Origin of the sequence: Streptomyces sp. NPDC058525 (assembly GCF_042719495.1) — a bacterium.
Classification (GTDB): Bacteria; Actinomycetota; Actinomycetes; order Streptomycetales; family Streptomycetaceae; genus Streptomyces.
The window spans coordinates 36,271-48,651 of record NZ_JBHXNP010000039.1 but is presented as its reverse complement, the minus strand read 5'-3'; the positions used below and the strand labels follow the sequence as shown (position 1 = coordinate 48,651).

The window sequence follows — 12,381 nt, the reverse complement described above, 5'->3', positions numbered from 1 at the left end:
GGAGACCTGACATGCCGCTTTCCGTGTCCCTGAGCATCGAGGGCGACACCACCGTCATCGAGCTGACGGGCGAACTGGACGCCAAGACCGCGCCGGAGTTCCACCAGACCATCGAGAAGGCCGCCGGCCACGGCACCACCACCGTCGAGATCAGGATGGCGGGCGTCGGCTACATGGCTAGCGCCGGACTGCGCTCCCTGGTCTTCGCCCAGCAGAAGGTCGCGAACAACGTCACCATCAAGGTGGTCGGTGCCATCGAGCCCGTCTCCCGGACCATCCGGACGGCCGGACTCGACCGCAGCATCGTCCTCTCCGATGAGTGAACACCGTGACTGACATGGTCGAACTGGCGAGGACGTCCTCCGTACTGGAGGTGCCCGCGACGGTCGGGGCACTGGGCGACATCGCCTCGTTCGTCCTGCGGCTGGCCGGACGGGCGGGCCTGGACAAGGGCTCCGCCTACCGGCTCCGGCTGGCCGTGGACGAACTGGCCACGAACATCGTGATGCACGGGTACCGGGGCGGCGACGGACGGATCACCGTCCGCGGCCGTTCCGGCCCGGGCGGGGTCCGGATCACGATCGAGGACACCGCACCCGCCTTCGACCCCGTCGAAGGCCGCCTTCCGCCGGTCCCCGGGGTTCCGCCCGAGGACCGGCGGATCGGCGGCCTCGGCATCCACCTGGCGCTGACCAGCGTGGACGAGTTCAGCTACGTGCACAGGGACGGCCGCAACATCAGCGCACTGACTGTGAAGGCTGAGGGGACGGACCCATGCCCTCCACGACCGTGATCATCCTCGACGAGTACCCGCCCCCGCCGCCCGAGCTGCTGGCGGCGCTGCGGAGCATGGACGCGGCACTCGTCACCAGAACGCTGGCGGAACTCCGGGACGGCCCGCAGGACCTGCTGCCCGTCGCGGACGTACTGCTCGCCCCCGCCGAAACCGACGGGGAGGCCGTACGGATGGCCGTGCGCCGGCTGCGCCGCTGGGCCGGTGCGCCCATCGTCGTCGTCTGGACGGTGGCCGAGTTCGCCGCCCTGGAGGAACACGTCCGGATCGGGCACGACTACCTCGTACCGCCCTTCCTGCCCGCCCTCGTCGGGGCCCGGCTGCACAGCTGCTCGGAGCGCGCCGGACTCGGCCGCACCCTGCGCGAAGCCGACGCCCGCGCCGAACTCATGGGGTACGAGAAGGAACTGGAGATCGGCCGCGAGATCCAGGCGGGCTTCCTGCCCGAATCGCTGCCCGTCCCCGAAGGCTGGGAGATCGACGTCCGGTTCCGGCCGGCCCGGCAGGTCGCCGGGGACTTCTACGACGTCTTCGAGATCTCCCGCGGCCGCCGGCTCGCCCTCGTCGTCGCCGACGTCTGCGACAAGGGCGTGGGCGCGGCGCTCTTCATGGCCCTCATCCGCTCGCTGCTGCGGCACACCGCCGAGAACAGCGGCCTCCAGCACCTGGTCGCCGCCGGGCGCACCGGCGGCAGCAGACGCATCCCGGTGGTCGGCGCCACCCCGCTGCTCAACGCGGTCACCGCCACCAACGGCTACCTCACCCGCAACCACCTGCGACAGGGCTACTTCGCCACCCTCTTCTTCGGGGTGCTGGACCCGGTCACCGGCAGCCTCGTCTACATCAACGGCGGCCACAACCCGCCCCTCCTGCTGCCCGCCGACGGCAGCCCGCCCGTCGCCCTCGAGGTCACCGGGCCCGCCGTCGGGGTGCTGCCCGACTGCGTCTACACCCTCGGCTACGCCCAGCTGAACCCCGGGGACACACTGTTCGTGTTCACCGACGGGGTCCCCGAGGCCCGCTGTCCGAACGGCAGCTTCCTCGGTGACGAACGGATGCTGGAACTGCTCGCCGGCACCCAGGTGAGCGGCAAGTCCGTGGTCGACCGGATGGACCTGGCGGTGCGCGAGCACACCGGCACCGCCGAACAGCACGACGACGTCACCATGCTGGCCCTGCACCGGCCACGCGCGGCGCGGGGGCCGCACGCGGACGGCGCCGGTCACCGGGTGGTGGCCTAGATGACCCGCACCATCGTGGTGCACTCGCACCGCGGCGGCACCGGGAAGTCCTCCGTACTGGCGAACCTCGCGCTGCTCCTGGCGGCCGAGGGGCGCCGGGTGGGGCTGGTGGACACCGACATCCAGTCACCCACCCTGGACCTGCTGTTCCGGCTCCGGCCGGGCCTCTCGCTGGCCGACTACCTGCTCGGCCGCTGCGAGATCGAGACCGCCGCCCAGCAGGTGGGCGACCGCTCCGCTCCGGCAGGCCGGCTGTACGTGGTACCGGCCCGGACCGGGACCGCCGCCCTGCGGGAGATCATGGCCGGCGGGTACGACGTGGGGCTGCTTCCGGAGGGCTTCGACCGGCTGTCGGGGCACTACGCCCTCGACGTCCTGCTGCTCGACACCCACGCCGGGCTCAACAACGAGTCGGTGACCGCCATGGCGAGCGCCGACGTACTGATGATCATGGCCCGGGCCGACCGGATCGACCTCTCCGGGGTCGAGGAGACCATCGCCCTCGCCGGGCGGCTGGCCTGCCGGCGGACCCTCGTACTGAGCATGGCCCCCGAAGGGATCGACCGGGAGAAGGCCCGGCGGCGCGCCGAGGAGGTCTATGGCACCCCCCTGGCCGGAATCCTTCCCTACTCGCCGGAAATGGCGGCGCTGTACGGAGAGCACATATTCGCAGAAGCCCATCCCGACCACCCCCTGGTCGGTGAATTCCGCACCATCATCTCGGCGTTGGACGCACGTGACGAAGTATCACGTGCCTGACGCCGCCCCCTTACGCCCCCCAGTAGGGGCCGTGTTGAATCGGCAGCGAATCCAGAACAAGGAGAGAATCATGAAGATTCTCGTCGTCATGACGGCCAAGGCCACGCTCCATCTGCTGGACGGCGAACAGCACCCCTCGGGATTCTGGGCCGAGGAATTCGTCGTTCCTTATCAGCTCTTCAAGGCAGCCGGCCACACCGTGGACGTCGCGACGATCGGGGGCCGGGCGCCGACCGTCGACCAGACGAGCATCGACCCCCAGTTCCTCCAGTGGGTCCGCCCGCAGGGCTCCCCGGACGAGGACGCGGCCAACGCGTCCGAGTACGTCCGGGTCATCGAGAACACCCCGCAGCTCGCCACCCCCCTCGCGCTGGAGTCCCTGACCGAGAAGGACATCGCCGACTACGACGGCGTGTACGTCAGCGGCGGCCACGGCGCGATCGGCGACCTGCCCAAGTCGGACGAGCTCGCGCAGATCCTGCGCTGGGTCATCGCCCAGGACAAGCCGCTCGCCACCGTGTGCCACGGCCACACCTCGCTCCTCGCGCTGCGCGACGGCGAAGGCCGCTGGCCCTTCGAGGGCTACCGGATGACGGCCTTCTCGCACGCCGAGGAGCTCGTCACGAACATGGCCGGCCGGCTCCCGCTGATCCTCGAGTCCGAGCTCACCCGGCTCGGCGCCCGCTACGAGAAGGCCGAAGCGATCTGGGACTCGCACGTGGTCGTCGACCGCAAGCTGACCACCGGCCAGAACCCGTACTCCTCCAAGGCCCTCGCGGACACGTTCTTAACCCAGCTCGCGAAGGGCTAGCACAGCCCCCGCATCCGACACCGGAAGGCAGCCATGACCAAGCGCGCGCTCAGCGACCAGCCCTTGGCCAACCCCGGGAAACTGTTCATCGGCGGCAAATGGGTCCCCGCCCAGGACGGCCGTACCGAACCGGACATCAGCCCCGTCGACGGCCAGGAGATCGTGCCGGTGGCCCAGGCCACCGCCGCCGACGCGGACGCGGCCGTCGCCGCGGCCCGCACGGCGTACGAAGAAGGTCCGTGGAGCAGACTCTCCGCGCAGGAACGTGCGCTGCGGCTGAACCGGGTCGGTGAGCTCATCGAGCGCGACCTGGAGGAGATCGCCCTGCTGGAGACCGTGGACATGGGCAAGCCGTTCGCCTTCTCCAGCACGGTCGACGCCCCCATGGCCGCCCAGCTCATGCACTACTACGCCGGTGCGGTGACCCGTGTCGACGGCTCCTCGCGGGCCCCGGCCGGCGGCCAGCTGGCCTACACCCTGCGCGAACCGCTGGGCGTGGTCTGCGCCATCACCCCGTTCAACTTCCCGCTGCTGCTGTCGATGACGAAGATCGCACCGGCGCTCGCGGCGGGCAACACGGTGGTCCACAAGCCCTCCCCGGCCACCCCGCTCACCGCCCTGAAGATCGCCGAGCTCTTCCAGGAGGCGGAGATCCCCGACGGCGTGCTGAACGTCGTCACCGGTCCCGGCGTGGAACTGGGGGAGACCCTCACCGACCACCCGGACATCGACAAGATCGCCTTCACCGGCTCCACCGCCGTCGGCCAGTCCATCATCCGCAAGGCGGCCGGCACCCTGAAGAAGGTGACGATGGAGCTCGGCGGCAAGTCCGCCAACATCATCTTCGCCGACGCCGACCTCGACGCCGCCGAGGAGCTCGCCTTCTTCGGCATCTACTACAACAAGGGCGAGATCTGCACCGCAGGCTCCCGCCTCCTCCTGCACCGGCCCATCCACGACGAGATGGTCGAACGCCTCGTGCGCCGGGCCGCCGCCCTCAAGCCCGGCGACCCGCGCGACCCGGCCACCCTCTTCGGGCCGCTGGCCCACCGCGGCCAGTTCGACAAGGTCAGCTCCTACATCGAGGTGGGCGAGAAGGAAGGCGCCGTCCTGCGCACCGGCGGCACCGGCTGGACGCCCGAGGGCGCCTCCAGCGAAGGCCTGTACTTCCTCCCGACCATCTTCACCGGCGTCGACAACGGGATGCGCATCGCCCAGGAGGAGATCTTCGGACCCGTCCTGTCGATCATCCCCTTCGACACGGAGGAGGACGCCGTGCGCATCGCCAACGACAGCGCGTACGGCCTCGCCGCCGGAGTCCACACCAAGGACCTGCGCCGCGCCCACCGGGTCGCCTCGCAGATCAAGGCCGGCACGGTCTGGGTCAACTGCTACAACCAGTACGACCCCTCGGTGCCCTACGGCGGCTACAAGGCCTCCGGGTTCGGGCGCGAGTGCGGGCCCGAATCCCTCGAGAGCTACACCCAGACCAAGTCGGTCTGGATCGGCATGGACTGACCCCTGCTCGGACCCGAGACCGGAAACTGAGGAGCGTCAATGCGGACAGGCATCATCGGCACCGGGCGGATCGGCACGGTCCTCGCACGGATCCTCGTGGCGGCAGGCCACGAGGTCGTGCTCGCGGGCGCCCGGGGCCCGCAGACCCTCGGCCCGCTCGTGGCCGAACTGGGACCGGCGGCCTCCGCGGCGCACCCCGCCAAGGCCGCCGGGCAGGCCGAACTCCTGGTGCTGATGGTGCCGTTCGACAGCGTGCGCGGGCTCCTCTCCCCGCACGTGGTGCAGGACAAGGTGCTGGTGGACGCCACCAACGCGTTCACCGGCCCCGGTGACCCCGCAGACCTCGGCGGGCGCGGCTCCAGCGACCTGGTCGCCGAGTGGTATCCCGGCGCCCAGGTCGTGAAATCCCTGAACACCATGCACTTCGAGACCCTCGCCGTCGCTGGGGGCACCTCCCGGACGAAGTCCAGGGGGAGCACAGCGTCCGGTGAGCGCCTGGCGCATTACACGGCGGGCGACGACGGGAAAGCGAAGGAAATCGTCGCGGGAATCATCACGGATCTGGGATTCGCGCCCGTAGACACCGGCCCGCTGCACTCCGGGGGAATTCTCCAGCAGCCCGGCGGGCCCCTCTTCAACCGGCCGCTCACGGAAGCGCAGGCGCTGGCATGGATATCACACTGAACGTGAACGGAAGACCCGAGCAGTTCTCGGCGCAGCCGAACGAACTGCTCGTGGAACGGCTCCGCGACGGCCTCGGACTCACCGGCACCAAGGTCGGCTGCGACACCGGCCAGTGCGGCTCCTGCGTCGTCCGGCTCGACGGCCGGTCCGTCAAGAGCTGCCTGATCCTCACGGCCTCCGCCGCCGGATCCGAGGTCGCCACCATCGAGGGCGTCACCACCCCCGGCGGGGAGCTGACCGGCCTCCAGGAGGCGCTGCGCCAGGAGCACGGCACCCAGTGCGGCTTCTGCACCCCGGGCATGGTCATGGCCCTCGGGGAGCTCGTCGACAACACCGCCGGCGGCGACGCCCCCACCGAACCCGAGATCCGCGAGTGGCTCACCGGCAACCTCTGCCGCTGCACCGGCTACCACAGCGTCGTACGCGGCGTGCAGCGCGCCTGCGCCGCCGCCCGCGCCGAGGCGCCCGCCGGCTCCTCCGCATCCACCGCTGCCGGACAGGAGGCGTGAGGGACATGACCACAATGACGGGGGAGGCCTCCCTCCCCGCCAACGGCATCCTCGGCCGGCCGCTCGACAGCCGGGAGGACCCGCAGCTGCTGCGCGGCGAGGCCACGTACGTCGCGGACATCGACCTGCCCGGCACCGCCCACATGGCGATCCTCGGCAGCCCGGTGGCCCACGCGAAGATCCTCTCCATCGAGACCAAGGCCGCCGAGCAGCTGCCCGGCGTCCTCAAGGTGGCCACCGCGGCCGACTTCACCGACGTCATGCCGCTGCCCTGCATCTGGATACCCGGCGGGGTCGAGAGCCACTTCCCGCCCCACCCCTACGGACTTCCCGGCGCCCGCCCGGTCCTCACCGGCGACACCGTCCGCCACGTCGGCGACCCCATCGCCGTGGTCGTCGCCGAGACCCCCCGCCAGGCCGCCGCCGCGCTGGCCGCCATCTCCGTCGAGTACGAGCCGCTGCCCGTGGTCACCCGGGCCGACGCGGCGCTCGCCGACGGCGCGCCCCAGCTGCACGAGGCCGTCCCGGGCAACCTGAACGCGTACTGGACCTGCGGCGACAAGGACCGCACCGACGCGGCCATCGCCGAGGCCGAGGTCACCGTCGAGCTCGACCTCGTCAACCAGCGCACCATCAACAGCCCCATCGAGCCCCGCGGCGCGGTCGGCGACTACAACGCCGCCACCGGCGAGTACACGCTCTACGCCTCCACCCAGGGCCCGCACAACCACCGCTTCCTGCTCTCCGCGCTGGTCCTCGGCATCCCCTTCAACAAGCTCCGGGTGATCGCCCCGACCGTCGGCGGCAGCTTCGGCACCAAGGGGTACCTGTACCCCGACATGGCGCTGGTCCTGCTGCTGTCCAAGGCCCTCGGCCGGCCCGTGAAGTGGGTGGACACCCGCACCGGGCTGATGAACTCCACCGTCCAGGGCCGCGACCACCGCCAGCACGTCACCCTCGCCGGGACCCGCGACGGCCGCATCACCGCCGTGCGCTGCACCAGCTACGCCAACCTCGGCGCCTACCCGTCGACGATCGGCCCCGGTGTGGCCACCGCCCTCATGGGCCGCTCCATCAGCGGGATGTACGACATCGACGCCGCGTTCTGCGAGGTCTACGCCGCCTTCACCAACACCGTCTCGCTCGGCGCCCAGCGCGGCAGCGGGCGCGCCGAGGCCGCGTTCCTGATGGAGCGCCTCGTCGACCGCTACGCCTCCGAGATCGGCATGGACCCGGCGGCCGTACGGCGCAAGAACCTGGTGCCGAAGGAGAAGTTCCCGTACGACAACGGCCTCGGCTGGACCTACGACTCCGGCAACTACCAGCTGAACTTCGACCGGGCGATCGAACGGTCGGGCTACGCCGACATGCCCGCCCGCAAGGCCGAGGCCCGCACCCGCGGCAAGCGGCTCGGCGTCGGACTCGCCACCTACGTGGCGATCTGCGGAGTCGGCCCCTCCACCCGGATGTCCAAGGAGGGCATGCTGGGCGGCACCTGGGAGAGCGCGAACATCCGCGTCCACCCGACCGGCGAGGTCACCGTCACCGTCGGCTCCGCCTCCACCGGCCAGAGCCACGGCACCGTCTTCGCCCAGGTCGCCGCCGAGGAGCTCGGCATCGACCCGGCCCAGGTCCAGGTCTACGAGGGGGACACGCTCAAGGCCCCGTACGGCCAGGGCACCTACGGCTCCCGCTCCTACAGCATGGCCGCGCCCGCCGTGGCGCTCACCGCCCGGAAGATCAAGAGCAAGCTGGTCAAGGCCGGCGCCGTCTTCCTGGACATCCCCGAGGACAAGGTCGTCTACGCCGGCGGCAAGGTCTACGAGGAGGGCAACGAGGCCAACACCAAGACCTTCGCCGAGCTGGCGATGGCCATGTGGTACGGCTGGGGCCTGCCCCCGGAGATCGAGCCCGCCCTCGACGAGACCACCCACTTCGACCCGCCGGACTTCAACTACCCCTTCGGGACGCACGTCGCCGTCGTCGAGATCGACGAACTGACCGGCGAGACCGAGGTGGTGGCCTACACCGCCGTCGACGACGCAGGCAACATCGGCAACCCGAAGGTGGTCCTCGGCCAGATCGAGGGCAGCATCGTGCACGGCCTCGGCCAGGCCCTCATGGAGGCCGCCGAATACGACGAGAACGGGCTGCTCATCAGCTCCGACCTCAACCACTACGCCCTGCCGCGCGCCGCCGACGTGCCGTTCTTCGACCTCGACAAGACCGTCACGCCCAGCCCGCACAACCCGCTCGGCGCCAAGGGCGCCGGCGAGATCGCCACCGTCCCGCCCGCCGCGGCCGTGGTCAACGCCGTCGTCGACGCCCTCTCCGACCTGGGCGTCCGGCACATCGACATGCCGCTCACCCCCGAGAAGGTCTGGCGCCGCCTGAGAGGGGAAGCCCAGTGATCCTCACCGAGTTCGACTACGTCCGGCCCGTGGGCCTCGAAGAGGCGCTGACCCTGCTGGCCGGAACGCCCGGCGCCCGGGTGCTGGCCGGGGGGCAGAGCCTGCTGCCCGACCTGCGCACGGGGGCCGGCCGGGCCCGGCTGCTGGTCGACATCCGCCGGCTCGAGGAGCTGCGGGGCATCGGCGCCGGCCCCGAAGGCCTGCGGATCGGAGCCCTCACCACCCTGGCCGAGCTCTCCGCGGACCCGCTGGTCCGCGCCGGGGCACCGGAGCTGGTCGCCGCGGCCCGCGCCAACGGCGACCCCCAGGTCCGCAACCTCGGCACCGTCGGCGGCAACCTGGCCGCCGACGGCCGGGCCACCGACCTGCCGGTGGCGGCCATCGCGGCCGGCGCCCTGGTCGAACTGGCCGGCCCCGGCGGGCTGTCGACCGTACCGGCCGAGGAGTTCGCGGCCTCGGCCCCCTCCGCGGGCACGGTCGTCACCGCCCTGCTGGTGCCCGAGACGGGCCGGGCCGGCGCCTTCGAGAAGACCGCCGACCGGGCCACCCGCTACCCGGTGTGCGCCACCGCCGTACGGGTCACACCCGGCGGGCCGCGCATCGCCGTCACCGGAGCCACCGCACGCCCGCTGCGCCTGCGCGGGGTCGAAGACCGGCTGCGCGCAGGCCCGTACACCACGGACGCCGTCCTCGCCGCCTTCCGCGCCGAGCCCCGGGAGCTGTTCGTCCCCGGGCGCGGCACCTCGGCCGAGTACCTCGGCCACCTCGCGGGGGTCCTCACGGCCCGCGCACTGGCCAGGGCGCAGGCCCTCGCCTGACCGCACACCGCGGGCCCTCCCGGGGGCCCATCACGGGGGAGTTGAACGAGCAGTGGCCGACACATCGAACACGACCGCGGGGGTCAGCGTGCACCCAGCCGCACCGGCAGCGGCCGGCGCACCCAGAGGCTCCGGCTTCTGGCTGGTGGGCGCGGTCCTCGTCCTGCTCATGCTCTCCTCCTCCGTGCCCTCCGCCCTCTACGTCCTCTACCAGGAGCAGTGGGCGCTGTCCTCCGGCACCATCACGGTGGTCTTCGCCCTGTACGCGGTCACCGTGCTCGCCGGACTCCTGCTGTTCGGGTCGCTGTCCGACACCCTCGGCCGGCGCCCCGTCCTGGCCGCCGGGCTGGTCCTGGCGATCGTCTCGATGGCACTGTTCGCCGGGGCCCAGGGGCTGGGGCTGCTGCTCGCCGCCCGCGCGGTACAGGGGCTCGCCGTGGGCCTGGCCACCGGGGCGATGGGCGCGGCCCTGCTGGAGCTCAGCCCCGCGTCCCGGCCCGCGCTCGGCGCCCAGGTCAACAGTGCCGGGCCGACCGTGGGGATCGGGCTCGGCGGGATCGGGGCCGGACTCCTCGTCCAGTTCGCGCCCGCGCCGACCGCCCTGAGCTACCTGCTGCTGATCGGCGCCTTCACCGTGACCCTGGTGGGCGTGGCGCGCATGCGCGAGAGCGCTCCCGGCGCGGGCGGCCGCTTCCGGGTGGTCCCGCACCGGATCCACGTGCCCGCCGGCTCCCGCCGCACCTTCGCCGTCCTGATCCTGACCATCGTCGCGGTCTGGTCGGTGGGCGGCTTCTACCTCTCGCTCGGCCCGCACCTGGCGCTCTCGCTCCTGGAGTCCACCAACTACCTGGTCGGCGGCGCAACGGTCGCACTGCTCGCGGGCGCGGCCACCGCGGCCCAGCTGACGCTGGGCCGCACCGAGGCCCTGCGCACCGCCGTGCTCGGGCTGTGCGGGCTGCTCGCCGGACTCGGGCTGGTGCTGCTCTCGCTGGGCCTGGGCTCGGCCGCCGTGTTCCTGGTGGCCACCGCCGTGCTGGGCAGCGGCTGGGGCGCCGCCTTCCTCGGCTCCTTCCGGGCGCTGAGCGGGCTGGCCGACCCGGCGCACCGGGGCGAACTGACCGCGGCCGTCTACGTGTTCGCGTACCTCGCGATGAGCGTGCCGGCGGTCCTCGCCGGGATGCTCACCAACATCCACGGACTGCACCGCACCTCGGTCGGCTTCATGGCCGCCGTCGCCGCGGTGTGCGCGCTGGCCCTGGTGGTCACCTTGCGGCTGTCCGCCCGTACCCGGACCGGGGGGAGGGCCGCGTGAGCGCCGCCGGTACGGACCGGGGGGAGCTGCGGTCCGCCCTGCGCGGGCTGGAGATCTTCGCCGGGATCACCGAGGAGCAGCTGGACTGGCTGGTGTCGGTCTCCGAGCCGCGGGTCCTCGCCGACGGGGAGGTCCTCTTCCGCGACGGCGAGGAGGTGACCGGCTTCCACGTCCTGCTCTCGGGCGGGCTGGTCGTCACGAAGGTCGTCGACGGACGGGAGGAGGTGCTCACCCGGCACTCCACCGAGGAGGAGAGCGCCGCGGCCGAGGACCACGACGGCAAACCGTCGGCCGCCCACCGGTTCACCGGTGAACTGCCCCTGCTCACCGAGGGCGCCTACGTGGCCACCGCGGCCGCGAGCGGGCCCGCGACCACCGTCGTGGCCTACCCGAAGCCGGTCTTCTTCGAGATGCTGACCCGCTGCCACGGGGTGGCCGCCGTACTGATCCCCGTGCTGGCCTGGCGGATCAAGTCCTCCGAGGTGCAGGCCCGCAAACGGGCCACCGTGGAGGCGCTCGGCACCCTGGCCGCCGGCCTCGCCCACGAGCTGAACAACCCGGCCGCGGCGGTGGCCAGGGCCGCGCAGGAACTGGCCCCCGCCCTGGACCGGCTCACCCGCACCGCCCAGGCCTGGGGCGCGGCCGCCACCGGGGCGGAGCGCTCCGTCCTCGACCGGCTGGCGGAGGAACTGGACAAGCTCCCGCCACCGGTGACCACCGACCCGCTCGCCCAGGCCGACGCCGAGGAGGAGATCGCCGACTGGGCGGAGGAGGCGGGCACCGAGCGGCCCGGTCTGCTCGGCTCGGGGGTCTCGGACCTCGGGCTGGAGCTCGGCTGGCTGCTGGAGCGGCTGGAGGGCGTCGGCGAGCCGTCCCTGCCGGCCGCCCTCGACCACCTGGCGGCCCTCCTGGAGATCCGCTCGCTGGCCGCGGAGCTCCGGGCGGCCGGTCCGCGGATCTCCCAACTCGTCTCGGCGACCCGGGATTACGCCAATCTCGACCGCGCACCCGAGCAGCGCTTCCGGGTCACCGACGGACTGGAGAACACGCTGGTCGTACTGCGTTCCAAGCTCTCCGGGATCAGTATCGTGCGGGAGTACGAACCGGGCCTGCCCGAACTGACGGGCTATCCGAGCGAGTTGAACCAGGTGTGGACCAACCTGGTCGACAACGCGGCCGAGGCCATGGAGGGCTCCGGCGTGCTCACCCTGCGCGCCCGCGCCGAGGGCGTCTGCATGGTCGTGGAGATCACCGACACCGGCCGCGGCATCCCCGCGCCATCGCTGCCGCGGATCTTCGAACCCTTCTACACCACCAAGGACGTGGGCAAGGGCACGGGCCTGGGGCTGCACCTCAGCTACCGCATCGTGACCCAGCGCCACCACGGGTCCATCACGGCCCGCTCGCGTCCCGGCGAGACCCGGATGGTGGTCCGGCTGCCCTTCGCCGGCAGCACCGAGTCCTGCGCCCCACCAGCCGCAACACCCGAAGTACCCACCTCCACCAGTTGAACGAACGGAGTCGA

At 72.0% G+C, this 12,381-nt stretch carries 12 protein-coding genes; all 12 read left to right on the top strand.

Annotated elements, in window-relative coordinates; genetic code table 11:
* Positions 1–11 precede the first annotated feature (11 nt).
* The 12 genes from ACFWP3_RS19550 (at position 12) to ACFWP3_RS19495 (ending at position 12,367) form a co-directional block, all read left to right on the top strand.
* On the top strand, positions 12–323 hold the full coding sequence (locus tag ACFWP3_RS19550) for an STAS domain-containing protein (RefSeq protein ID WP_384222497.1): 312 nt from the start codon (positions 12–14) through the stop codon (positions 321–323).
* 14 nt (positions 324–337) lie between these two features.
* Positions 338–793, top strand: a complete 456-nt coding sequence (locus ACFWP3_RS19545) for an ATP-binding protein (RefSeq protein ID WP_384222555.1) — start codon at positions 338–340, stop codon at positions 791–793.
* Positions 775–2,034, top strand: a complete 1,260-nt coding sequence (locus tag ACFWP3_RS19540; RefSeq protein WP_384222494.1) for a PP2C family protein-serine/threonine phosphatase — start codon at positions 775–777, stop codon at positions 2,032–2,034. Before ACFWP3_RS19545 ends, ACFWP3_RS19540 begins: the two co-directional genes overlap by 19 nt.
* Positions 2,035–2,793 (top strand): P-loop NTPase, encoded by a 759-nt coding sequence (locus tag ACFWP3_RS19535; protein ID WP_384222492.1) that lies wholly within the window; start codon positions 2,035–2,037, stop codon positions 2,791–2,793.
* A gap of 70 nt (positions 2,794–2,863) precedes the next feature.
* On the top strand, positions 2,864–3,604 hold the full coding sequence (locus ACFWP3_RS19530; protein ID WP_384222491.1) for a type 1 glutamine amidotransferase domain-containing protein: 741 nt from the start codon (positions 2,864–2,866) through the stop codon (positions 3,602–3,604).
* A gap of 33 nt (positions 3,605–3,637) precedes the next feature.
* Entirely contained in the window at positions 3,638–5,122 is a 1,485-nt protein-coding gene (locus ACFWP3_RS19525) for an aldehyde dehydrogenase family protein (RefSeq protein WP_384222489.1), read from the top strand.
* A 39-nt stretch (positions 5,123–5,161) separates the two neighbouring features.
* Positions 5,162–5,806 (top strand): NADPH-dependent F420 reductase, encoded by a 645-nt coding sequence (locus tag ACFWP3_RS19520; protein WP_384222487.1) that lies wholly within the window; start codon positions 5,162–5,164, stop codon positions 5,804–5,806.
* A complete protein-coding gene (locus ACFWP3_RS19515) occupies positions 5,803–6,315 on the top strand; it encodes a (2Fe-2S)-binding protein (protein WP_384222553.1) in 513 nt (170 codons plus the stop codon). Before ACFWP3_RS19520 ends, ACFWP3_RS19515 begins: the two co-directional genes overlap by 4 nt.
* Positions 6,316–6,320: 5 nt before the next feature.
* Positions 6,321–8,726, top strand: a complete 2,406-nt coding sequence (locus ACFWP3_RS19510; protein ID WP_384222485.1) for a xanthine dehydrogenase family protein molybdopterin-binding subunit — start codon at positions 6,321–6,323, stop codon at positions 8,724–8,726.
* Complete coding sequence (locus ACFWP3_RS19505; RefSeq protein WP_384222483.1) at positions 8,723–9,544, top strand: FAD binding domain-containing protein; 822 nt, start codon at positions 8,723–8,725, stop codon at positions 9,542–9,544. The genes ACFWP3_RS19510 and ACFWP3_RS19505 overlap by 4 nt, the downstream gene beginning before the upstream one ends.
* A 52-nt stretch (positions 9,545–9,596) precedes the next feature.
* Positions 9,597–10,856 carry an MFS transporter gene (locus tag ACFWP3_RS19500; protein ID WP_384222481.1) on the top strand — a complete coding sequence of 420 codons (1,260 nt, stop codon included), beginning with the start codon at positions 9,597–9,599 and terminating at the stop codon, positions 10,854–10,856.
* Positions 10,853–12,367: an ATP-binding protein gene (locus ACFWP3_RS19495; protein WP_384222478.1), complete on the top strand. Its 1,515-nt coding sequence runs from the start codon at positions 10,853–10,855 to the stop codon at positions 12,365–12,367. The genes ACFWP3_RS19500 and ACFWP3_RS19495 overlap by 4 nt, the downstream gene beginning before the upstream one ends.
* Positions 12,368–12,381 lie beyond the last annotated feature (14 nt).